General features: G+C 64.7%; 10 protein-coding genes. 5 read left to right on the top strand and 5 right to left on the bottom strand.

All coding sequences use genetic code 11. The features are described 5' to 3' along the window. Window position 1 precedes the first annotated feature (1 nt). The 3 genes from ACQKPZ_RS17040 to ACQKPZ_RS17050 form a co-directional block, all read right to left on the bottom strand. Window positions 2-7,828, bottom strand: coding sequence for an amino acid adenylation domain-containing protein (locus tag ACQKPZ_RS17040; RefSeq protein WP_427540227.1), 7,827 nt, complete (start codon window positions 7,826-7,828; stop codon window positions 2-4). Between the two features lies 1 nt (window position 7,829). Further along, window positions 7,830-14,297 carry an amino acid adenylation domain-containing protein gene (locus ACQKPZ_RS17045; RefSeq protein ID WP_427540230.1) on the bottom strand — a complete coding sequence of 2,156 codons (6,468 nt, stop codon included), beginning with the start codon at window positions 14,295-14,297 and terminating at the stop codon, window positions 7,830-7,832. 227 nt (window positions 14,298-14,524) lie between these two features. Continuing rightward, window positions 14,525-15,508, bottom strand: coding sequence for a TauD/TfdA family dioxygenase (locus ACQKPZ_RS17050; RefSeq protein ID WP_427540233.1), 984 nt, complete (start codon window positions 15,506-15,508; stop codon window positions 14,525-14,527). Between the two features lie 181 nt (window positions 15,509-15,689). On the opposite strand from ACQKPZ_RS17050, the gene azu reads away from it, so the two are divergent. Together azu and ACQKPZ_RS17060 are read left to right on the top strand one after the other, a co-directional pair. Continuing rightward, window positions 15,690-16,139 (top strand): azurin, encoded by a 450-nt coding sequence (azu, locus tag ACQKPZ_RS17055; protein WP_427540236.1) that lies wholly within the window; start codon window positions 15,690-15,692, stop codon window positions 16,137-16,139. Between the two features lie 34 nt (window positions 16,140-16,173). Beyond that, window positions 16,174-17,826, top strand: a complete 1,653-nt coding sequence (locus ACQKPZ_RS17060) for a cyclic peptide export ABC transporter (RefSeq protein ID WP_427540239.1) — start codon at window positions 16,174-16,176, stop codon at window positions 17,824-17,826. Between the two features lie 258 nt (window positions 17,827-18,084). On the opposite strand, the gene ACQKPZ_RS17065 is transcribed toward ACQKPZ_RS17060, so the two are convergent. Further along, on the bottom strand, window positions 18,085-19,020 hold the full coding sequence (locus ACQKPZ_RS17065) for an aspartyl/asparaginyl beta-hydroxylase domain-containing protein (RefSeq protein ID WP_427540242.1): 936 nt from the start codon (window positions 19,018-19,020) through the stop codon (window positions 18,085-18,087). 173 nt (window positions 19,021-19,193) lie between these two features. Beyond that, window positions 19,194-20,168 carry a cysteine synthase A gene (gene cysK, locus ACQKPZ_RS17070; protein WP_391126811.1) on the bottom strand — a complete coding sequence of 325 codons (975 nt, stop codon included), beginning with the start codon at window positions 20,166-20,168 and terminating at the stop codon, window positions 19,194-19,196. Between the two features lie 134 nt (window positions 20,169-20,302). Here cysK and ACQKPZ_RS17075 point away from each other — a divergent pair, with 134 nt between their 5' ends. The 3 genes from ACQKPZ_RS17075 (at window position 20,303) to ACQKPZ_RS17085 (ending at window position 23,634) form a co-directional block, all read left to right on the top strand. Next, entirely contained in the window at window positions 20,303-21,376 is a 1,074-nt protein-coding gene (locus ACQKPZ_RS17075) for a DUF748 domain-containing protein (protein WP_427540245.1), read from the top strand. Between the two features lie 220 nt (window positions 21,377-21,596). Next, on the top strand, window positions 21,597-22,442 hold the full coding sequence (locus ACQKPZ_RS17080; RefSeq protein ID WP_012273667.1) for an AAA family ATPase: 846 nt from the start codon (window positions 21,597-21,599) through the stop codon (window positions 22,440-22,442). A 13-nt stretch (window positions 22,443-22,455) separates the two neighbouring features. Next, window positions 22,456-23,634, top strand: coding sequence for a vWA domain-containing protein (locus ACQKPZ_RS17085; protein WP_427540248.1), 1,179 nt, complete (start codon window positions 22,456-22,458; stop codon window positions 23,632-23,634). The last annotated feature ends 55 nt before the right edge of the window (window positions 23,635-23,689 follow it).

Raw genomic sequence — 23,689 nt, forward strand, 5'->3', positions numbered from 1 at the left:
ATCAAACTGCCTCAAGCTCATTCATGAAGTCGTGGAACTCGTCCAGGTCTGCCGAGCGGTCAGTGCGGGTTGCGCTGACCGCGGCGGCGTAGTCGCGTAGGTTGTCGGTCTGGAACAACAAGGCCAGTGGCGTCTCGGCGCCCAGGTCCAGCTGCAACCGCGCCACCGCTTGCGTGGCCAGCAAGGAATGCCCACCCAGCGCGAAGAAGTTGTCACCCAGGCCAACCCTCTCCAGCTTCAGCACATCCGCCCAGATCGCCGCGATCTGCTGCTCCAGCTCGCTTTGCGGGGCGATGTACTCGCCCTGCAACTGGCTGGCGTCCGGCTGTGGCAGGGCCTTGCGGTCCAGCTTGCCGTTTGGCGTTACCGGCAGCTTGTCGAGCAACAGCAGGTGCGCAGGCACCATGTAGTCCGGCAGGCCGGCCTTGAGGGTTTCGCGCAGGCTGTCGCGCAGTGCGCCTTCATCCTGCGTGCTGTCGGCAGGCACCACGTAGCCCACCAGTTGTTTGCCGCTCGGCCCGTCCTGCGCCAGCACCACCGCCTCCTGTACGCTCGGCAGTTCCAGCAGACGCGCTTCAATTTCGCCCAGTTCAATACGCAGGCCACGGATCTTCACCTGATGGTCGATACGCCCGGCGTAATCGATCACGCCGTCGGCGCGGTAGCGCGCCAGGTCGCCGGTGCGGTACAGGCGGCCACCGTTTTCGCTGAACGGGTCCGGCACGAAGCGTTCAGCCGTCAGCGATGGGCGCTGGTGGTAGCCGCGAGCCAGGCCGACACCCCCGAGGTACAACTCGCCGGCACTGCCGCGCACGGCCGGTTGCAGGCTGCCTTCCAGGATGTGCGTCTTCAGGTTGTCGATCGGCTGGCCGATCGGCACGCTGATGCTTTCGTCCGGCTGGCAGGTCCAGTGGGTCACGTCGATCGCCGCTTCGGTCGGGCCGTACAGGTTGTACAGGCCTGCTGCCGGCAGGCGTTGCAGGGTCTGACGCGCCAGCTCGGCCGGCAATGCCTCACCGCTGCACACCACGCGCTTGAGGCTGACACAGCGCTCGACCGCTTCGTGGGTCATGAACGCCTGCAACATCGACGGCACGAAGTGCAGCGTGCTGATGCCGTAGTGGGTGATGGTTTCCACCAGCAGCTGCGGGTCGCGGTGGGCACCCGGCTGGGCCACCACCAGGCGAGCGCCGGTCATCAGCGGCCAGAAGAACTCCCACACCGACACGTCGAAGCTGAACGGGGTTTTCTGCAACACGCTGTCGCTGGCGTCCAGGCCGTAGGCCTTCTGCATCCACCACAGGCGGTTGACCAAGGCCTGGTGGCTGTTGCCGGCGCCTTTCGGGCGACCGGTGGAGCCGGAGGTGTAGATCACGTAGGCCAGGTTCAGCGGTGCCACGTCGATGTTCGGGTTGGCGTCGCTGAAACCGCTGAGGTCTTCGACATCCAGGTCCAGGCTGCGCAGGCCGGCCGGGATCGGCAGGGTTTCACGCAGGTGCGACTGGGTCAGCAGCAAGGCGATGCCGCTGTCTTCGAACATGTAGCTCAGGCGGTCCTGCGGGTATTCCGGGTCCAGCGGCACATAGGCGCCACCCGCCTTGACGATACCCAGCAGGCCAATGACCATTTCCAGGCTGCGCTCCATTGCGATGCCCACCAGCGCATCCGGGCCAACGCCCAGTTCGCGCAGCTTGTGCGCCAGCTGGTTGGCACGGCGGTTGAGCGCGGCGTAGCTCAGGGTCTGTTCGCCAAACACCAGTGCCGGAGCGTCCGGGGTGGCGAATACCTGGGCTTCAATCAGCTGATGAATACTGCGCTCGTCCGGGTATGCCGCCTGGGTGTGGTTCCAGCCTTCGACCATCAGCTGCTGTTCTGGCTTAGCCAGCATTGGCAACTCACCGACCACTGCATCGGCGCTTTCCACCAGCGCCCGCAGCAGGTTGGCAAAGTAGCCCGCCAGGCGGCCGATGGTTTCATCGCTCCACAGCGCACGGTCATGGCTGTATTGCATCGACAGGGTCGCGCCCAGTTCCACCACCAGGGTCAGCGGATAGTTGGTCTGTTCCTGTACGGCTACCTCGCCAAAGCGCAGGCCACCAGGGGCGCCTTGTTGCAGCGCCTCGGACACCGGGTAGTTCTCGAACACCAGGATGCTGTCGAACAGCGCGTCACCGCCCTGCCCCGCCCAGCGCTGCACGTCGTACAGCGGCGTGTGCTCGAACTCGCGCACGGCCAGGTTGCCGGCCTGCACCTGGCCGATCCACTCGGCCACGGTCTGCTCGGCACGCGGTGCGCCGATTACCGGCAGGGTGTTGATGAACAGGCCGATCTGCTCTTCCACGCCGGGCAGGTCGGCCGGGCGGCCGGCGACGGTGGCGCCGAAGCACACGCTGGCCTGGCCGGTGCAACGCTGCAACAGCAGCAACCAGGCCGATTGCACCAAGGTGTTGACCGTGACCCGGTTGGATCGGGCAAAGGCTTCGATGCGCGCAGTCTGCTCGCGGTCGAAGGCCAGGCGATGGTCGCCGTAGCCCGTGCCGGCGATGCCTGCGCTGCCGGCAATGGCCTGGGCCAGCCGGGTCGGCTCGTCCAGGGTGGCGAGCTGAGCCTTCCAGAAGGCTTCGGCCACCGCCGCGTCCTGGCCTTGCAGCCAGCCGATGTAGTCACGGTAATGCGTGGCCTGCGCCTGCGGCGCCACACCGGCATAGCGTTGCAGCACTTCACCCAGCAGGCGCGAGGTGCTCCAGCCGTCCATGAGGATATGGTGGTTGGTGTAGATCAACTGGTGGCTGTCGTCAGCCGTATGCACCAGCACCAGGCGCAGCAGCGGCGCAGCGGCCAGGTCGAAGCCGCGTTGGCGCTCGCCCTCGGCCAAATCCTGCAAGGCCTGCTCCAGCGCCGGCTGGCCGCGCCAGTCATGCTCGGTAAACGGCAACTCGACAGCCTTGCGCACCACCTGCACCGCCTGATCCAGCTCGCCCTGCATGAGGAAGCCGGTACGCAGGATGTCGTGGGCATCGAGCGTAGCCTGCCAGGCATTCTTGAAGCGCAGCACATCCAGCCCGTGCACATCCACGCGCAGCTGGTTGATGTAGTTGCCGGCCTGCTGGTCGTACAGGGTGTGGAACAGCATGCCCTGCTGCATGGGCGACAGCGGGTACACATCGGCGATCTGCCCGGCGTTTAGCGGCAGGCTGTCCAGTTGTGCCTGGGTCAGTGCGGCCAGCGGGAAGTCCGACGGCGTCACACCCTGGTGTCGAGCGTCGCAGCAGTGCTCTACCAGCTCTGTCAGGGCCTGCTCGTAGGCTTGGGCCAGGTGTTCGATGGTGGCCGGGTGGTGAACGTCGGCGCTGAAGGTCCACTCCAGGAACAGTTCACCGCCGTACACCTGGCCGGTGATGCTCAGCCAGTTGCCCAACTGCGCACCGGCACATTGGGTGCGACCTGCCGCTTCGCCACTCGGCACGAACAGTGCGCCGGACTCGCCACCAAAGCTGGCGTCGAACTGGCCGAGGTAGTTGAAGGTGACGCGGGCCTGGCCGGCGCCCGCCAGCTGCTGACGCGCTTCGGCTGTACCGAGGTAACGCAACAGGCCGTAGCCGATGCCTTTGTCCGGCACCCCGCGCAACTGCTCCTTCACTGCCTTGATCGACTGGCCCAGATCGTGACCTGGGGTGAGGCGCACCGGGAACAGGCTGGTGAACCAGCCCACGGTGCGGCTGAGGTCGAGGTCGTCGAACAGGTCTTCACGGCCATGGCCTTCCAGCTGCACCAGTACGTTGTCCTGTGCACTCCACTGGCACAGGGTGCGTGCCAGTGCGGTCAACAGCAGGTCGTTGATCTGTGTACGGTAGGCGGCCGGTGCCTGCTTCAGCAATTTGGCAGTGCGTTCGGCATCCAGCCGCGTGGCGGCGGTGCGGGCATGGCTGTTGTCCAGGCTGCCCTGTGGGTTGTCACGCGGCAACTCGGCATGGTCGCCGGCCAGCACCTGCTGCCAGTAGCCTTGCTGCGCTTGCAGGGCAGGGCTACTGCCGTGGGCGGCCAGGCGTTCGGCCCAGGCTTTCACCGGACTGGTCTTGGCAGGCAGGCTGATGGCCTGGCCGTTGAGTACCTGCTGGTAGGCGGCTTGCAGGTCTTCGAGCAATACCCGCCACGACACACCATCCACCACCAGGTGGTGAACCACCAGCAGCAGGCGCTGCTGGCCATCGGCGAAGTCGAACAGTTCGGCGCGCAGCAGCGGGCCGAGCGCCAGGTCGAGGCCGGCTTGCACCTCGTTGCCGGCAGCGTCCAGTTGATCCAGCGTGGCCAGCTTGCGCTGGCGCACCAGCGGCGCATTGTCCAGCGGCTGGAAGCGGGCTTGCCACTGGCCGTTGCCCTGGGTGAAACGCAGGCGCAGGGCATCGTGCTGTTCAACCACTGCGCGCAGGGCTGCTTCCAGTTGCGGCACCTGTACCGGGTCGGCCGGCTTGAGCAATACAGACTGGTTCCAGTGCGCAGGCTGGGCGATATCCATTTCGAAGAAACGCACCTGGGCTGGCAGCAGCGCGGCCTCGCCACTGATGGCGGTGTCCAACGCTGCCGCTGCGGCCACCGGCTGCCTGGCCTCGATGCGCTTGGCCACCTGGGCCAGTTGGGCAATGGTCTGTTGCTCGAACAGTTGCTTGGGGGTGATCTTGATGCCCTGGCGCTTGGCCCGGGCGATGATTTGCAGGCTGAGAATCGAGTCGCCGCCCAGCTCGAAGAAGTTGTCGCTGCTACCGACTTGCTCCAGCTTCAGTACATCGGCCCAGACAGCAGCCAGCTTCTCTTCGATTTCGCCTTCCGGCGCCACGTAGCCACGGCTGACTGCACCCGGTGCCGGCAGCGCACGCTTGTCGAGCTTGCCGTTGGCGGTCAGTGGCAGGCGCTCCAGCAACAGCATCTGTGCCGGCACCATGTAGTCTGGCAAGCGTGCTTGCAGCTGCGCCTGCAACTGCTGCACGGTCACGCCGCCATCGGCCACGGCGTAGGCCACCAGTTGCAGGCGCTCGGCATCGCCTTCCAGCGGCAGTGCCAGCACCACGGCGTCGTTGACACCCGGCAAGCCTGCCAATACCCGGCCAACTTCACCCGGCTCCACCCGGTAACCGCGGATTTTCACCTGGTCGTCAGCGCGGCCGACAAACTCGACCAGGCCATCTGCGGTCAGGCGGGCGCGGTCACCGGTGCGGTACAGGCGGGTGCCGCCTTCGGCGGGCACAAAGCGCTCGGCGGTCAGCGCTGGCTGCCCCAGGTAGCCCTGGGCAACACCTTGCCCGCCCAGGTACAGATCACCGGCAACCTGCGCCGCCAGTGGGTTGAGGTAAACATCCAGCACCTGGGCGCAGGCATTGCCCAGCGGGCGGCCTACCGGCACTGTGCGGCAGCCGGGTACAGGCTGCCCGGGCTCGAAGGTGAGCACGCCAACCGTGGTTTCGGTCGGGCCATAGTGGTTGATTACCCGGCAGCCCGGGCGCAATTCGCGGACCTTTTCCAGCAGCCCCCAGCTGCACGCCTCGCCCCCCAGGATCAGCGCCTCGGCAGGCAGCACATCGGCGGCGCGGGCTGCTTGCAGCAAGCCTTGCAAGTGGCTCGGCACCAGCTTCAGCACACCCACCTGGTGTTGCGCCATGTAGCTGGCGAAACCATCCGGGTCGAACGCCAGTTCCTGCGGCAGCAGGTGCAGCAAGCGGCCAGACGCCAGGGCGCCGAACAGCACGGTATGGCCCAGGTCGGCTGCGGGGGTGGACACCATTGCCATGCTGGCTGCGGCCGGCAGTTGCAGGCGCTCCAGCACGGCCTGGGTGTAGCTGGCCAGCGCGCCGTGGCTGACTACCACACCTTTCGGTTGGCCGGTCGAGCCGGAGGTGTAGATCAGGTAAGCCGACTGCTCAGGCGCGATGGCCACCTCGACCGGGCTGTCGCTGCAGGCTGCCCAAGCGGTGTGCTCGCAGGCAATCACCTGCACGCCTTGCAGGTTGGCGAAACGCTCATCACCGGGCTCGTGCAGCAGCACTGCGGCACCACTGTCGGTAATCAGTTGCTGCAAGCGCTCCTGGGGTTGCTGGGCGTCCAGTGGCAGGTAGGCCGCGCCGGTCTTGAGCACGGCCAGCAAGGCGCTGACCCACTCGATGGAACGCGGCAGGCACAGGGCGACGATGCTGCCCGCACCAACGCCACGCTGGCGCAGGTAATCGGCCAGGCGGTTGGACGCTGCCTCAAGCCCGGTCTGGGTCATGAACCGCTCACCCGCGCGCACGCCGCCCTGGGCCTGGCCCTGGGCCATGGCCTGGCGCCACAACGCAAGGATGTCGCCGTGCGGATAAGACTGCACGGCAGCCGGCAGCGCGGCCACCCCCTCCGGGCAGTCGACGATGACCTGCTGCGGGTCGCGCGTCAACGCGCCCAGCACCTGGCGCAGCGAGCCGGCCATGCGCTCGATGGTGGCCTGCTCGAACAGGTCGGTGGCGTAGGTGAAGTAGCCTTCAATGCCATCGGCCTTGTCAGAGAAGTCAAACGCCAGGTCAAAGCGGGCATCGCCGCCGTCACGGGCAAAGCCTTCCACCTCCAGTGCCCCCAGGCGCTTGCGCCCGGTGTCGCTGGCAGCCACGTGCTGGTTGATCTTGAACTGGAACAGCGGGTTGTGGGCCAGGTTGCGCTCGGGCAGCAAAGCATCCACCAGGTGTTCGAACGGTATTTCCTGATGCGACTGCGCGCCGCCGATCACGTCCTTGACCTGCTCCAGCAGCGTGGTGAAGGTGGCGCGCTCGTCAACCTGCACACGCAACACCTGGGTGTTGATGAAGAAGCCGATCAGGCCTTCCAGCTCCTTGCGGTTGCGCCCGGCATTCGGCGCGCCGATACGGATGTCGGCCTGGCCGCTGTAGCGCGACAGCACCACCGCCATGGCCGCCAGCACCAGCACGAACAGCGTGTGGCCGCCCTTGCGCGCCTGGTTGCGCAGGGCTTCGGCCTGTTCGCCGGCAATGTCCACGCGCACCACCGCGCCACGCTGGCTGGGTGTGGCCGGGCGCTCGAAATCCAGCGGCAGGCTCAGCACCGGTTGCTCATCGCCCAGTTGCGTGCGCCAGTAGGCCAGTTGCCGCTCTGCTTCCCCGGCTTCAAGCCAGGCGCGCTGCCAGATGGCGTAGTCAGCGTACTGGATCGGCAAGGCCGGCAGCTGCGCTTGACGGCCTTCGGCCAGGGCGGTGTATAGCTGGATGAACTCCTGCACCAGCACATCGCTGGACCAGCCGTCAGAGATGATGTGGTGCATGCTCAGCACCAGCACGTGCTCCTCGTGCGCCACGCGCAACAGGGTCACCCGCAGCAGCGGCCCGGCCAGCAGGTCGAACGGTTGCTTGAGGGCAGCGTCCACCGCCACGCTCAAAGCCCCCTCATCGGGTGGGCTGTCGAACGTCACCAGCTCCAGTGGCAGCGGGCAGTGCTCGAGAATCTCCTGGTAGAACGCGCCCTCATCCGATGCAAAACGCGTACGCAGCGACTCGTGCCGTTGCACCAGCGCATCCAGCGCCTGTTGCAGTACCGCCTGGTCCAGCGCGCCCTTCAGGCGCACCGCCATCGGCACGTTGTAGGCCGGGCTGTCGGGCTCCAGCTGCCAGAGGAACAGCAGGCGCTGCTGGGCATACGACAGCGGGATGTGCGCCAGGCCCTGGCGTGCGGGCACGATGGGCAGCAGGCGGAAGCTCTGGCCGCTGGCCTGCATCTTTTCCAGGATTTGCTGGCGCTGCTCCAGCGGAAGGCCGACGAAACGTTGGGCAATGCGTTGTGCTGCTGTGAGTTCCATGTCAGGCCTCTGAGAATGCGTTCATCATTTGTTCGATATCGCTCAGGCCGTCGTCGGAAAGCGACAGGCCTTGCTCGTCCAGTGCCTGGGCGAACGTGCGCAGTTCGGGGTGGCTGAAGATCAGCCGCAGGGGCACATCCAGCCCCAGTTCAACGTTGATCCGCGACACCGCCTGGGCAGCCAGCAGGGAATGGCCGCCCAGCTCGAAGAAGTTGTCGTTTAGGCCCACACGGGCCACGTTCAGCAACTGCGCCCAGATGTTGGCCAGTTGCTGCTGGCGCTCGCTCTGCGGCGCCTCGTAGTCATGCTGCGGCTGGTTAGGGTCGGGCAGCGGCAGCGCCTTGCGGTCGAGCTTGCCGCTTGGCGTCAGCGGCATGCTCGGCAGGGTCACCAGGTAGGACGGGATCATGTAGTCCGGCAGGCTGGCTTTGAGGTACTGCTTCAACGCCAGGCGCAGGTCACCGCTGTGGCCCTCGGCCGGTACGGCATAGGCGCACAGCTGCTTGCCGCCGGGCAGGTCGATGGCCAGCACGGTGGCCTCACGCACGTCCGGGTGTGCCCGCAGGTACTGCTCGATTTCACCCAGCTCGATACGGAAGCCCCGCACTTTCACCTGGTGGTCGACCCGCCCGCGATAAGCCAGCTGGCCGTTTTCGTCGTAGCAGCCGAGGTCGCCGGTGCGGTACAGGCGGCCACCGCCAACCGGGTCGAACGGGTCAGGGATGAAGCGTTCGGCAGTGAGCGACGGCCGCTGGTGATAACCACGCGCCAGGCAACCTGCCCCGCCGATGAACAGCTCACCGGGTACGCCGACCGGGGTCGGCGCCAGGCCTTCATCAAGCGCATGCAGGCTGCGGCCCGGCAAGGCGCGGCCGATCGGCACGCCCCCCTTGCTGATCTGCTGCCCGGTCATCTGCGAACAGTCATAGGTGGTGGCGACCACGGTGGCTTCGGTGGGGCCATAGGTGTTCAGCAAGCGCACCGCCGGCGGGCCATCCGCCAGCCAGGCGCGCAGGGCGTCTTCCGGCACAGCTTCGCCGCCCACGTGAATCTGCTTCAGCCGGCCGTAGGCTTCGGGGGCCCGGCGTTCCAGGGCCAGCAGGCGCCAGTAGGCGGCCGGCAGGTCGGCTACGGTTACACCTTGGCGGTTGATTTCATCCAGCAAGGTGGCGGTATCCCACAGCCGCAGATCGCGTAGCACCACACAGGCACCCTGGGCCAACGGCGGGAAGAACTGCTCGATGAAGCCGTCGAAGCTGAAGGTGGCGAACTGCAAAACGCGGTCGGCCGGGCTCAAGCGCGAGTAATCGCCGGCTACCTGGCAGAACACCGACAAGGCGTGGTGATCGATCGCTACGCCTTTGGGCATGCCGGTGGAGCCGGAGGTGTAAATCACGTACGCCAGGTTCTGCGGTGCAGCCAGGTTCGCCAGCGGCTCGGCTGGCCAGGCTTGCAGCCACTCGATGCCCGGCTCCAGCACCACGCAAGGCAGCTGCTTGCCCATCTGCAGGCGATCACGTGAAGGCGCATCGGCCAGCAGCAGGCCGATGTTGCTGTCCTCGACCATGAAGGCCAGGCGCTCTTGCGGGTAGTCCGGGTCCAGCGGCACGTAGGCGCCACCCGCCTTGTGGATGGCGATCAGCGCCAAGGCCATGCCCAGGCCGCGCTCCACGGCCACGCCGACCAGGCTGTCCGGACCTACGCCCAGCGCCCGCAGGCGATGCGCCAGCTGGTTGCTGCTGCGGTCCAGCTCGGCGTAGGTCAGCTGCTGGTCGTCGAAAATCAGCGCCACGGCGCCTGGCCGCGCACGCGCCTGGCGTTCAAACAACTCATGCGCACACAACCCGCTGGTGGCTTGAGGCGCAGGGTTCCAGCCATGGGTCAACTGCTGGCGCTCGGCGGTGCCAAGGAAGTCCAGCTCGGCAATGCAGCGCTGCGGCTCGGCGCAAATGGCTTCCAGCAACGCCTGCCAGTGCCCGGCCATGCGCTCGATGCGCGCGGCGTCGAACAGATCGGTGCAATAGTTGAACGACGCCGTCACGCCATCGGAGCGCTCCAGCGTGTTCAGCGAAATGTCGTACTGCGCGCCCGGCTCCAGCAGGTCCACTTCCTTCACGCTCAGGCCGTGCAGGGCATCGCTGGACACCTGCTCGCCCAGGTCGCGCAGGTGGTTGTACAACACCTGGAAGAACGGGTTCACGCCCTGGTCGCGGTCCGGGTACAGCGCTTCGGCCACCTCCAGGAATGGCACATCCTTGTTGGCCTGAGCCTGCAAGGTGGTTTCCTTGATGGCCGCCAGCAGCTGCGGGAACGGCTGGCTGCCGTCCACGCCGATGCGGGCCACCACCACGTTGATGAAGAAGCCGATCAGCCCTTCCAGCTCCAGGCGGTTGCGGTTGGTGACCGGCACGCCGATGTTCAGCGTGCCCTTGCGGCTGTAGCGCGACAGCACGATGGCATAGGCGGCCAGGAACACATGGAACAGCGTGGCGTTGGACGCCACCGCCAGTGCCCGCAAACGCTCGGTGAGGGCCAACGGCAGGCGCACGTCGAAGCGGCTGCCCTGGTAGCTTTTGACCTGCGGGCGAATGCGGTCGGCCGGCAGTTCGAGCACCTCGAAGTCGTCCTCCAGGCGCGCCTTCCAGTAATCGATCTGCGCCTGCATCTGCCCTTCGGCCAGCCACTTGCGCTGCCAGCCGGCGAAGTCGGCGTACTGCACCGGCAACGGTTCGATGGCGTTCACCTGGCCAGTGGCCGCAGCGTTGTAGGCAGCGGCAAACTCGCGCACCAGCAGGCTCATCGACCAGCCGTCGGAAACGATGTGGTGCAGGGTCAGCGACAGCAGGTGCTGCTGCTCATCCACCTTGAACAGGCGGGCACGCAGCAGCGGGCCGTGCTCCAGGTCGAACGGGACAAACGCTTCGGCTTCCAGCTTGCGCATCTGCGCCGCGTGGTCCTGGCCGCTGATATCTTCGAAACCGATCGGCACCGAAGCAGCCGGCAGGATGCGCTGCCAAGGCAGGCCCTCTGCCTCTACGAACACAGTGCGCAGCGATTCGTGACGGGCGACCAGGGCGTCCAGCGCGGCCTGCACTGCTGCACGGTCAAGATTGCCCTGCATGCGCACCGCCATCGGTGTGTTGTAGGCCAGGCTTTCGGGGTTCAGCTTCCAGAACAGCCACTGGCGGTTTTGCGAGCGGGAAACTGGCAGCGGCTGTTGCCGGTCAAGGATTTCGATGTCCAGCGCGGCACCCTGCTCGCCCTCGGCTACCGCTTGTGCGAAGGCTTGCAGGTCGACGGTGTCGAACAGGGTACGCAGAGGGAGGTCCACGCCCAGTTGCTTGCGCACCCGTGATACGGCCTGCGTGGCCAGCAGCGAATGGCCGCCGAGGGCAAAGAAGTTATCCGTCAGGCCCACCTGCTGCACTTGCAGGACTTGCGCCCATATTTGCGCCAACTGCACTTGCAACGGGGTCTGCGGCGCCTGGTAAACCACCTGGGTGGCGACCGGCTCTGGCAGTGCCTTGACGTCGACCTTGCCGTTGACGGTGACCGGCAGGTGCTCCAGCACCATCAGGTAGGCGGGCACCATGTGCTCGGGCAGCAGGCCCTTGAGGGTGGCGCGGATCGAATCCTGCCAGGCCACGCTGTCGGCCGGCATCTGGGCAGGTACCAGCCATGCGGCCAGCTGCAATTGCGGCGCCTGACCATGCACGCGCACCACCGCGTTGGCAACGCCGTCCAGCGCACGCAACCGGCTTTCGATTTCGGCCAGCTCTACACGGTAGCCACGGATTTTCACCTGGCCATCCATGCGCCCGGCAAACTGCAGGTCGCTGCCCTGGCGTACCCAGTCACCGCTGCGGTACAGGCGCTGGCCATGGCTGCCGTCCGGATCAGGGACGAAGCGCTCGGCAGTGAGCGCCGGGCGGTTCAGGTAGCCGCGGGCCAGGCCGGCGCCACCGATGTACAGCTCGCCCTTGGCCTTGGCCGGCAGCGGTTGCAGGCAATGGTCGAGCACCGCAACGCGGGTGTTGGCCAACGGCTGGCCGAGGCGGGCCTGCTCGTCAAGCTCGGCGACCAGCACACCGACCGTTGTCTCGGTCGGGCCGTAGTGGTTGAACACCTTGAGCGCCGGGTTCAACTGGCGAATCTTGCCCAGCAGGCCCGGGCTGATGGCCTCGCCGCCCAGCACCAGGCATTGCGCTGGCAGCGCCGAACGGCCAGCCACCAGCATCGCCTCCAGGTGCGACGGCACGATCTTCAGCGCGTCAACCTCGTGGTCTGCCAGGTAGGTTGCAAAGCCTTCGGCGTCCAATACCTGTTCACGCGACAGCAGGTGCAGGGTATGGCCGCCGCACAGGGCACCGAACAACATGGTGTGGCCCAGGTCGGCAGCCGGCGTCGAGACCTGGGCCATGCTGCGGATGCGTTCGACCGGCAGGCGGGCGGCGATGCCATCGACGTAGTTGGCCAACGCACCGTGGCTGATCGCCACGCCCTTCGGCTGGCCAGTGGTGCCAGAGGTGTAGATCACGTAGGCCAGGTTGGCCGGTTCGGGCGCAAGGCGCACGGCACCGGCGCTACCCGTTTGTGCCCAGTCGATGCGCTGCACGCCATCCGCCAGTTCAACCTGCCAGTTACCCGGTGCCAGCACCAGGCGCGTGCCGCTGTCGGCCAACATGTAGGCCAGGCGCTCGGCCGGTTGCTCAGGCTCCAGTGGCAAGTACGCAGCACCGGCCTTGAGCACGCCAAGGATGCTGGCGAGCATGCCAACGCTGCGGTCGGCCAGTACGCCGACCAGTGTGTCCGGCCCTACCCCGGCCTGGCTCAAGCGGTTGGCGATGGCTTCGGCCCGCGCATCTAGCTCGGCAAAGCTGGCCTGCTCGCCTGCGGCCATTACCGCCATACGCTCGGGGTGGCTGCTGGCGGCAGCGGCAAAGCGTTGATGAACCAGCAGGGTTGCCCCGCCTGGATTCGGCTCACCTTGGGCAACGACCAGGCCCGGCAATGCCAGCTCGCCTACCGCACCCGCGGTTTCATCGGCCAGCGCTTGCACCAGGGCCAGCCACTGTTCGCCAAGGGCTTCGACGGTGGCGGCATCGAGCACATCGGTCGCGTAGGTGAACGCCGCATGCAACTGCCCGGCGCGTTCGTGGGTGTCCAGCGCCAGATCGAAGCGGGCGCTGTGCTTCTCCAGCGTGATCGGCGCCAGGCTCAGGCCGGAGCGGGTTTCGATGGCCTGCACATCCGCCACCTGTGCCTGGTGGTTGAACAACACGCGGAACAGCGGGCTTTCGGTGCTGCGCGGCAGGTCCAGCGCTTCGACCAGTTGTTCGAACGGCAAATCCTGGTGGCTTTGCGCGCCCACGGCGGTTTCACGCACACGTTGCAGCAAGCCGGCAATGTCCAGCAGCGGGTCGATCTCGGTGTGCAGTACCTGAGTGTTGATGAAACAGCCGATCAGGCCCTGGCCTTCTGCACGGTTGCGGTTGGCGATGGGCACGCCAACGCGTATTGCGGTTTGGCCGCTGTAGCGCTGCAGCAGCAGCTTGAAGGCGGCCAGCAGGACCATGAACAGCGTGGCATTGTGCTTGCGGGCCACACCGCGCAGGCGCTCGGCGACGTTTGCGGCGATGGGGAACTCGTGGCGTGCGCCCCGGTAGCTGGGCCGGCCCTGGCGGGTGCGGTCCAGCGGCAGTTCCAACGCCGAATGGTCGTCACCCAGGCGGGTTTGCCAGTAAGCCAGCTGGCGCTCCTGTTCACCGGCTTCCAGCCAGCTACGCTGCCACAGGGCATAGTCGCGATACTGGATGGGCAGCGGCTCAAGGGTAGCGTCGGTGCCCGCCACGGCGGCGTCGTACAGGCGCAGGAACTCGTCGATCAGCACATTCATCGACCAGCCGTCGGCGACGATGTGGTGCAGGGTCAGCAGCAACACGTGATCCTGTGGGGCCAGTTGCAGCAGGCGCACCCGCAGCAGCGGGCCGCTGGCCAGGTCAAACGGGGCCAGCGCCTCGGCTTCGGCGATGGCCTCGACAGCGGCCTGGCGGGCACTTTCGTCCAGTTCGGCCAGGGCATCCTGGCGCAACTGCAACGGGGCAGCGACGGCATCGACCTGCTGGCGTACGTCATCGCCATCGGCGACGAAGCGGGTACGCAGGGTTTCGTGGCGGGCGATCAGGGCATCGAAGGCGTGCTGCAGGGCTTGCAGGTCCAGCGAACCGTGCAGGCGCACGGCCATGGGCAAGTTGTAAGCCGCCCCCTGCGGGTCGAGCTGCCAGAGGAACCACATGCGCCGCTGGGCGTACGACAGCTGGTCACGCTCGGCCACCTCCACACCTGGCGCAATCGGCAGCACGGAAAAGTCCATGCCCTCGCCCTGCAGCGCCTTGAGGAACAGGCGGCGCTTGTCGGGGCTGAGTTCGATGAAGCGGCGGGCGAGCTTGAGCGTTTGATCAGCATTCATGTCGAGCGATGTCCTGGCAGTCGAGCGGTAACTGTCAGACGAAGGCATGGGGGGCTGATTTAGTGGCGCGTTCGGGAGAGCACCGCGATCCCTGTAGGAGCGGCCTTGTGTCGCGAAAGGGCCGCAAAGCGGCCCCGGCAATGTTTGCGGCGAAGCTGAAACCTTGGGGGCGCTGCGCACCCCTTTCGCGACACAAGGCCGCTCCTACAAAAACAGTGCTGCATCTCTCAGCGCAGCAGCTCGGAATGCCCCTCGGCCATCGCCACCACCACCTTGCGCTTGCCGGTAAACGGCGAGCGGGCATGGGCCGCGAGCATGTTGTCGAGCATCAGCACGTCGTTCGCCAGCCACGGGAAGCTGATGGTGCACTCGTCCAGCACCCCGCGCACTTCATCGAGCAACGAATCCTCAATGGTCGTACCATCGCCGTAGTACACGTTACGCGGCAGGTCCTCTTCCTCGACGATGTCCATCAGCGATTCGCGCACTTCCGGTTGCAGGTTCGACACATGGAACAGGTGTGCCTGGTTGAACCACACGTTGTCCCCGGTTACCGGGTGCCGCCCCACCACCTGGCAACGCTGACGGGTGCGCAGTTCGCCGTCATCCTTCCAGATGCACTCGATGGCATGCGCCCGGCAGTAGGCCTCGACCTGGCGCGGGTCTTCGGTGTTGAACACCTGCGACCACTCGACATCCAGGCCGTTGCCGTAGTTGCGCACGTACATCAAGCCCTTCTCTTCCAGCCGCTGGCGAATACTCACCGGCATGCGCCGGTACACTTCGCGGCTGTCGGCGATTGGCGTTTCACCCCCGGTCTCGGCGGGGATCACGCTGTAGAACCAGATCTTCATCGGCCATTCCAGGGTGTAGGCCTGCTCGTTGTGCAGCGGGATGCTCTGGTGCGCCGGGTATTCGGTGGAGGTGTACACGCCCTTGGTCACGTTGCTGCGCGGGGTGGAGCCGAACTCGTAGTTGAGCAGCGGGTGGCCGAAGGAGGCAGCGAACTGACGGAAGGCTTCGGCACCCGCCACTTCGAACCCGCGGAACAGAATGCCGCCAGCTTGCAGCAGGTGCCGGTCCACCAGCGGCTGCAGCTCGGCAAAGGCTTCCAGCAGGTCGATGCCCGGTTCAGGCGCACGCACCAGCAGCGGCAGGTTGCCACGTGCGGCATCCAGGGGTTCGATGGCAAAGCTCAGCAGTTCACTCATGTACGGTCACCTCAAGCCAGGGCCGCGTTGGCGGCGAAATCGGGTTTTGCGCCATGGCGGCGCCTGACTAGATGAACGAGCGGGCCTGCGGGAAATTCACCAGGGCAACACACACAGGTAAAGCGAGGCCGTGCCGGTTCGTCTGAACGATGTGCACCCTTTTATCGCCCAGGAACCGTACATGACTCGCCAGCTTCTGCTCCTCGCCCTGCTCGCTGCGGCCCCGGCCGCCTGGTCGGCGGAACAATGCGCCGTGGAAATCCACGGCACCGACCAGATGACTTTCGACAAGGCCGCCATCACCGTACCCAAGGCCTGCACCTCGTTCACCGTCACCCTCACCCACCCTGGCGACATGCCGAAGAACGTCATGGGCCACAACTGGGTGCTGAGCACCCCGGCCGACATGCAGGGCGTGCTGGATGACGGCCAGAAGGCCGGCGAAGCACAGGACTATGTGAAACCTGGCGACACGCGGGTGATTGCCCATACCCGCCTGATCGGCGGCGGCGAAAAGGACAGCGTCACCCTGGATACAAAACAGTTGAAGGCCGGTACCGACTACAGCTTCTACTGCTCGTTCCCGTTCCACAGCACGTTGATGAAGGGCACCCTGACCCTCGGCAGCTGACCCCGCCCCCACCTCACCAGCGAGATCATGTTTCATGAAAACCTCCTCCCCCGGGGCCATCCGCGAACTGCTGGCCCTGCTCAAACCCTACCGCCCTGCGGTAATCGTTTCGGTGCTGCTGGGCATGGTCGGCGGCCTGGCAGTGACTGCCCTGCTGGCCACCGTCAACCGGGGCCTGCACGCCGAAGGCGGCATGAGCCAGGGTGTGATCCTGGCCTTTGCCGGCCTGTGCGTGCTGGCCTTGGTCAGCAGCGTGGCGGCCGACAGCGGCACCAACTACGTGGGCCAGAAGGTCATTGCCCGGTTGCGCAAGGACCTGGGCGCCAAGGTGCTGTCGGCGCCAATCGAACAGATCGAGCGCTACCGCACCCACCGCCTGATCCCGGTGCTGACCCGTGACGTCGACACCATCAGCGACTTTGCCTTCGCCTTCGCCCCGCTGGCGATCTCGCTCACCACGGTGACCGGTTGCATGGCCTACCTGGCCTGGCTGTCGTGGCCGATCTTTGCCATCACCCTGGTGGCCATCGGTATCGGCAGCGGCGTGCAGTACATCGCCCGGCAAAAAGGCGTGGCCGGCTTCAACGCCGCCCGCGATGCCGAAGACAACCTGCAAAAGCACTACTCGGCCATTGCCGAAGGCGCCAAGGAGCTGCGCATCGACCGCCGCCGCCGTCATGCCATGCTGACACGCAACATCCAGGGCACCGCCGACTTCATCGCCAATACCCACATCCGCGCCATCAACATCTTCGTGGTGGCCAAGAGCCTGGGCTCGATGCTGTTCTTCGTGGTCATCGGCCTGACCCTGGCCCTGCAATCGCTGTGGCCAAGCAATGACCCGGCGGTGATGAGCGGTTTCGTGCTGGTGCTGCTGTACATGAAAGGCCCGCTGGAAACGCTGATCGGCAACCTGCCGATCCTTGGCCGCGCCCAGGTGGCGTTCCGCCGCATTGCCGACTTGTCCGAGCGTTTTTCCTCGCCCGAACCGCACCTGTTGCTGGAACCCCCGGTCAAGCGCGAGGCATTGGCTACCGCGCACCTGGAACTGCGCAACGTCGAGTACGCCTACCCGCCGGTGGATGGCAAGGAGCCGTTCCGTGTGGGGCCGGTGAACCTGAGCATCGAGCCGGGCGAAATCCTGTTCATCGTCGGTGAGAACGGCTGCGGCAAGACCTCGCTGATCAAGCTGTTGCTGGGCCTGTACACCCCGCAAAGCGGCGAAGTGCGCCTGAACGGCAAGGCCATCGGCCCGGAAGGGTTGGACGATTATCGCCAGCTGTTTACGACCGTGTTTGCCGATTACTACCTGTTCGAAGACCTCCCGGAGCACGAACACAGCCTGCCGGAAGATGCCACGCGCTACCTGGAACGGCTGGAGATTGCCCACAAGGTCAGCGTGCGCGACGGTGCCTTCACCACCACCGACCTGTCCACCGGGCAGCGCAAGCGCCTGGCGCTGGTCAATGCCTGGCTGGACGGGCGGCCGGTACTGGTGTTTGACGAATGGGCGGCAGACCAGGATCCGACCTTCCGCCGCGTGTTCTACACCGAGCTGTTGCCGGACCTGAAGCGGTTGGGCAAGACCATTATCGTGATCTCGCATGATGACCGCTATTTCGATACGGCGGACAAGGTGGTGCACCTTAGCCGTGGGAAGGTTGTGCAGGCCCTGGAGCCGGCTTGAATTAATGCCAAGCCTGATGCTGGAAAGGGGGTAGTTGCACAGCGAACGCTCCCTTTTTCCAGCCATCTATAATGGTTCTATAGTCGCTCTATAATTCTCTATAAAAGCGGCCGGGCTCGAGATTTGGGGGCGCTCTGCGCCCCTTTCGCGACACAAGGCCGCTCCTACAGGTAATGCGCAAACCCGGAGAGTGGCGCTTTACCTGTAGGAGCGGCCTTGTGTCGCGATGGGCTGCAAAGCAGCCCTAATTGAGCAGAATCAGAACAACCAGCTATACAACGCGTAAGCCACCACCACCGCCAGCACCGGCCGCAGCACACGGTAGGCCTTGGGCTTGGCGCGCTTGAACTGCTTTACACGGCCGCTGATCCTGTTGCTGAAGCGCTTGCTCCAGGCGTAGGCCTGGTTGATCCCGCCCACGCGCTCGTCGTCGGTGTTCTGCGGCGCGGTAGCACGGCCAAGGAAGGCGCTGACCTTGCGGTTGATGCGGGTCATGAAGGGGCTGCTCAGCGGCCGTTCGATGTCGCAGAACAGGATCACGCGGGTGACGTCGGTCTCGTTCTTGACCCAGTGCACGTAGGTTTCGTCGAACATCACGTCTTCACCGTCGCGCCAGGCGTATTGCTCGCCATCAACGTAGATGCGGCAAGCATCGGAGTTGGGGGTAGACAGGCCCAGGTGGTAGCGCAGGGAGCCTGCGAACGGGTCACGGTGCGGGTTGAGATGGCTACCGCCAGGCAGCAGGGCAAACATGGCGCCCTTGACGTTGGGGATGCTACTGACCAGCTCCACAGTGCGCGGGCACAGGGTTTCGGCAGACGGCAGCGGCTTGTCGTACCACTTCAGGTAAAAACGCTTCCAGCCCTTCTTGAAGAACGAACCGAAGCCGGCGTCGTTGTCCTTTTCGGCTGCGCGAATATAGCCCTCGTCGAACAGGCGCATGGCCTCTTCGCGGATTTCCTGCCAGTTGTCCTTCAGCACATCCAGCTCGGGGAAGCGCTGACGATCCAGGTAGGGTTTGGACGGCACGCCGGAGAACAGGTACATCAACGCGTTGTAGGGGGCGAACAGCGCCGAATGGTTGACGAACTGGCGCAACACCGGCAGGCGGGCCTTGCCGCGCAGGTGCACGAACAGCACGCTGCCGAAAAACACCAGCAAGACACCCGCCTTGGCTGCAAAGGAAAAGGTCATGCTTTCACTCCTTGGGGAAGAGCCAGGGCTGCGCGTCCCGCTCTCCTGAAAATCATCCTGCCATCATAAACCGATCCCGCCGAGGTAAAAACAACCCGGGCGGGATCGCATTGATGAAGATTTTGCAATAAACCAGGCCGCCGATTGTTGCGCCGGATCAGCGGCAAGGCCGATTACTGCTGGTTTTCCTGCTCGCTGAACATGTCGGCAAACAACATGCTCGACAGGTAACGCTCGCCCGAATCCGGCAGTACTACGACAATGGTCTTACCCTGCATTTCAGGTTTTTCGGCCAGGCGAACGGCAGCGGCCATGGCTGCGCCACAGGAAATACCGCAAAGGATGCCCTCTTCCTGCATCAGGCGGATGGCCATTGCCTTGGATTCTTCATCGGTTACCGTTTCCACCTGGTCGACAATCGACAGGTCGAGGTTTTTCGGTACGAAACCGGCGCCAATGCCCTGAATCTTGTGCGGGCTAGGCTTGAGCTCTTCGCCGGCCAGGGTCTGGGTGATCAGCGGCGACGAAACAGGTTCAACGGCCACCGACAGGATCGCCTTGCCCTGGGTGTGCTTGATGTAGCGCGATACGCCGGTGATAGTCCCGCCGGTGCCAACGCCTGCAACCAGCACGTCGACTGCGCCATCGGTGTCGTTCCAGATTTCCGGGCCGGTGGTTTTCTCATGGATGGCCGGGTTGGCCGGGTTTTCGAACTGGCCCGGCAGGAAGTACCGGGCCGGGTCGGACGCGACGATTTCGCTGGCCTTCTCGATGGCGCCCTTCATGCCCTTGGCCGGGTCGGTCAGCACCAGTTCGGCACCCAGTGCCTTCAGCACCTTGCGGCGCTCCAGGCTCATCGAAGCTGGCATGGTCAGCATCAGCTTGTAGCCGCGGGCGGCGGCGACGAAGGCCAGGCCGATACCGGTATTGCCCGAGGTGGGCTCGACGATGGTCATGCCCGGCTTGAGCTTGCCGTTGCTCTCGGCATCCCAGACCATGTTCGCGCCAATGCGGCACTTGACCGAGTAGCCCGGGTTACGCCCTTCGATCTTGGCCAGGATGGTCACGCCGCGCGGAGCGATGCGGTTGATCTGCACCAGCGGCGTGTTACCGATGGAGTGGGCGTTGTCTGCAAAGATACGGCTCATGGCAGGGGTCCTTGGCATGAAAAAGAGCAGGGAAAGACCTCAAGGGTAAGCCCCGGCCGGTGGCCCGTAAAGCCTGTTCGAACTCGGCTGGGCAGGTTGCGGTCAACCGCACATCCTGCTTGGGAGACGCCCCGATGAGAGCCCGTTACCGCTGGCCGCTTGCAGGCCTGGCCAGCCTGGTCGCGCTGCTGGTGGCCCTGCACCTGGCCCTGCCCTACCTGGTGCGCGACTACCTGAACGACAAACTGGCCGACATGGGCGAGTACCGGGGCCAGGTGGCCGACGTGGACCTGGCCTGGTGGCGCGGCGCGTACCAGATCAACGGCCTGAAAATCGTCAAGACCAGCGGCAAGGTGCCAGTGCCGCTGCTCGACGCACCGCTGATCGACCTTTCGGTAAGCTGGAGTTCGCTGTGGTACGACCAGGCGGTGGTGGCCGAAGTAACCTTCGTGCACCCGCAACTGAACTTCGTCGACGGTGGTAGCAAGCAGGCATCGCAAACCGGCCGCGGCACCGACTGGCGCCAACAACTGGAAAAACTGCTGCCCATCACCCTTAACGAGGTACGTATCGAAAACGGCGTGCTGGCCTTTCGCAACTTCAACGCCAAGCCACCGGTCGACCTCAAGGCCACCCAACTGAACGCCAGCATCCGCAACCTGACCAATGTGCGCAACAAACAGGGCCGGCGCGATGCCAGCCTGGACGCCAGCGCCCTGCTGCTGGGCGATGCCAAGGTTGAAAGCCGTGCCACCTTCGACCCGTTCAGCGACTTCGACGATTTCCAGTTCCGCTTGCGCGCCACGGGCATCGAGTTGCGCAGGCTCAATGACTTTTCAAGCGCCTATGGCAAGTTCGACTTCAACGCTGGCCATGGTGACCTGGTGATCGAGGCGCAGGCCGAGAATGGCCGGCTCACGGGCTACATCAAACCGTTGCTGCGCGATGTGGACGTGTTCAACTGGCAACAGGATGTACAGGAAAAGGACAAAGGCTTTTTCCGCTCGGTGTGGGAGGCCTTGATAGGGGCCACCGAGACCGTGCTCAAGAACCAGCGTAAAAACCAGTTTGCCACCCGCGTGGAGCTTAGCGGCAGCGTGCACAAGCAGGATATCAGCGCTTTTGAAGCGTTCTTGCAGATACTGCGTAACGGGTTTGTCCAGGCCTTCAACGCACGGTATGAGCAACCCGGGCCGGATGCCGACTGAGTGAGCGTGACGGGGCATTCAGGGACTGAATACCCGGTCTGCGTTTTCAGCTGCCTAAGCCCGCGTTATAGTCGGTGACAAATCGAAAACAGGTGTTGGGCCTTTCGCGGGCACGCCCGCTCCCACAGGTACCCCACAGCTCCAGAAGTGCGTGCAACTCCTGTGGGAGCGGGCATGCCCGCGAAGAGGCCGGCACAGGCTTACAACAGAGGACAGCCCCATGAAGTTCGAAGGCACCCGCGACTACGTCGCCACAGACGACCTGAAACTGGCGGTAAACGCGGCTATCACCCTCGAACGCCCGCTGCTGGTCAAGGGCGAGCCCGGCACCGGCAAGACCATGCTTGCCGAGCAACTGGCGGCATCCTTCGGCGCGCGCCTGATCACCTGGCACATCAAGTCCACCACCAAGGCCCATCAGGGCCTGTACGAGTACGACGCGGTCAGCCGCCTGCGCGACTCGCAACTGGGCGTGGACAAGGTGCACGATGTGCGCAACTACCTGAAAAAGGGCAAGCTGTGGGAAGCCTTCGAAGCCGAAGAGCGGGTCATCCTGCTGATCGACGAAATCGACAAGGCCGACATCGAGTTCCCCAACGACCTGCTGCAAGAACTCGACAAGATGGAGTTCTACGTCTACGAAATCGACGAGACCATCAAGGCAAAACAACGCCCGATCATCATCATTACCTCCAACAACGAAAAAGAGCTGCCGGACGCCTTCCTGCGCCGCTGCTTCTTCCACTACATCGCCTTCCCGGACCGCACCACGCTGCAACAGATTGTCGACGTGCACTACCCCAACATCAGCCAGTCGCTGGTCAGCGAAGCACTGGATGTGTTCTTCGACGTGCGCAAGGTGCCGGGCCTGAAGAAAAAGCCGTCCACCTCCGAGCTGGTCGACTGGCTGAAGCTGTTGATGGCCGACAACATCGGTGAAGCCGTGCTGCGCGAACGCGACCCGACCAAGGCCATCCCGCCGCTGGCAGGTGCCCTGGTGAAAAACGAGCAGGACGTGCAGTTGCTGGAGCGCCTGGCCTTCATGAGCCGGCGCGGCAACCGCTGACAGGAGCCGGGCCATGCTGCTCAACCTGTTCAATGAAATGCGTGCAGCCAAGGTACCGGTGTCGGTGCGCGAGCTACTGGACCTGCACCACGCCCTGCAAAAGCACGTGGTGTTCGCCGACATGGACGAGTTTTATTACCTCGCCCGCGCCATCCTGGTGAAGGACGAACGCCATTTCGACAAGTTCGACCGGGCTTTTGCTGCCTACTTCAAGGGCCTGGAAAACCTCGACCGGCACATCGAGGCACTGATCCCCGAAGACTGGCTGCGCAAGGAATTCGAGCGCTCTCTCAGCGATGAGGAGCGCGCACAAATCCAGACCCTGGGTGGCCTGGACAAGTTGATCGAGGCATTCAAGCAGCGCCTTGAAGAGCAGAAGGAACGCCATGCCGGCGGCAACAAGTGGATCGGCACCGGCGGCACCAGCCCGTTCGGCTCGGGTGGTTTCAACCCCGAGGGCATCCGCGTAGGCGAAGCCGGCAAGCGCCAGGGCAAGGCGGTGAAGGTGTGGGACCAGCGCGAATACAAGAACCTGGACGACCAGGTGGAACTGGGCACACGCAACATCAAGCTGGCCCTGCGCCGGCTGCGCAAGTTCGCCCGTGAAGGCGCCGCCGAAGAGCTGGACATCGATGGCACCATCGACCACACCGCACGTGACGCAGGCTTGCTGAACATCCAGATGCGCCCCGAGCGGCGCAACACGGTGAAGCTGCTGTTACTGTTCGACATCGGCGGCTCGATGGACGCGCACATCAAGGTCTGCGAAGAGCTGTTCTCGGCCTGCAAGACCGAGTTCAAGCACCTGGAGTACTACTACTTCCACAACTGCGTGTACGAGTCGGTGTGGAAGAACAACCTGCGCCGCACCTCGGAGCGGTATTCCACCTTCGACCTGCTGCACAAGTACGGCGACGACTACAAAGTGATTTTCGTCGGCGACGCGGCCATGGCGCCCTACGAAATCACCCAGCCGGGTGGCAGCGTGGAGCACTGGAACGAAGAGGCCGGGTATGTGTGGATACAGCGGTTCATGGAGAAATTCAGGAAGATCATCTGGATCAACCCGTATCCGAAGCAGGCCTGGGACTACACCGCGTCGACCCATCTGGTGCGGGACCTGATCGAAGACAAGATGTACCCGCTGACCTTGCAGGGGTTGGAGGAAGGGATGCGTTATCTCTCCAAGTGAGTTAGGTGAGGGGCTGCCAGACGCATTGCAATACCGCAGCCCGCAGCCACGTACC

It is taken from the genome of Pseudomonas sp. NPDC089547, assembly GCF_050280665.1.
GTDB lineage: Bacteria > Pseudomonadota > Gammaproteobacteria > Pseudomonadales > Pseudomonadaceae > Aquipseudomonas.

What these genes read in the sequence shown, in the direction of transcription:
- ACQKPZ_RS17060 (WP_427540239.1), top strand. Translation starts at nt 16,174, where the DNA reads ATGAAAACCTCCTCCCCCGGGGCCATCCGCGAACTGCTGGCCCTGCTC.
- ACQKPZ_RS17045 (WP_427540230.1), bottom strand. Translation starts at nt 14,297, where the DNA reads ATGAATGCTGATCAAACGCTCAAGCTCGCCCGCCGCTTCATCGAACTC.
- ACQKPZ_RS17075 (WP_427540245.1), top strand. Translation starts at nt 20,303, where the DNA reads ATGAGAGCCCGTTACCGCTGGCCGCTTGCAGGCCTGGCCAGCCTGGTC.
- ACQKPZ_RS17040 (WP_427540227.1), bottom strand. Translation starts at nt 7,828, where the DNA reads ATGGAACTCACAGCAGCACAACGCATTGCCCAACGTTTCGTCGGCCTT.
- azu (WP_427540236.1), top strand. Translation starts at nt 15,690, where the DNA reads ATGACTCGCCAGCTTCTGCTCCTCGCCCTGCTCGCTGCGGCCCCGGCC.
- ACQKPZ_RS17050 (WP_427540233.1), bottom strand. Translation starts at nt 15,508, where the DNA reads ATGAGTGAACTGCTGAGCTTTGCCATCGAACCCCTGGATGCCGCACGT.
- ACQKPZ_RS17065 (WP_427540242.1), bottom strand. Translation starts at nt 19,020, where the DNA reads ATGACCTTTTCCTTTGCAGCCAAGGCGGGTGTCTTGCTGGTGTTTTTC.
- cysK (WP_391126811.1), bottom strand. Translation starts at nt 20,168, where the DNA reads ATGAGCCGTATCTTTGCAGACAACGCCCACTCCATCGGTAACACGCCG.
- ACQKPZ_RS17085 (WP_427540248.1), top strand. Translation starts at nt 22,456, where the DNA reads ATGCTGCTCAACCTGTTCAATGAAATGCGTGCAGCCAAGGTACCGGTG.
- ACQKPZ_RS17080 (WP_012273667.1), top strand. Translation starts at nt 21,597, where the DNA reads ATGAAGTTCGAAGGCACCCGCGACTACGTCGCCACAGACGACCTGAAA.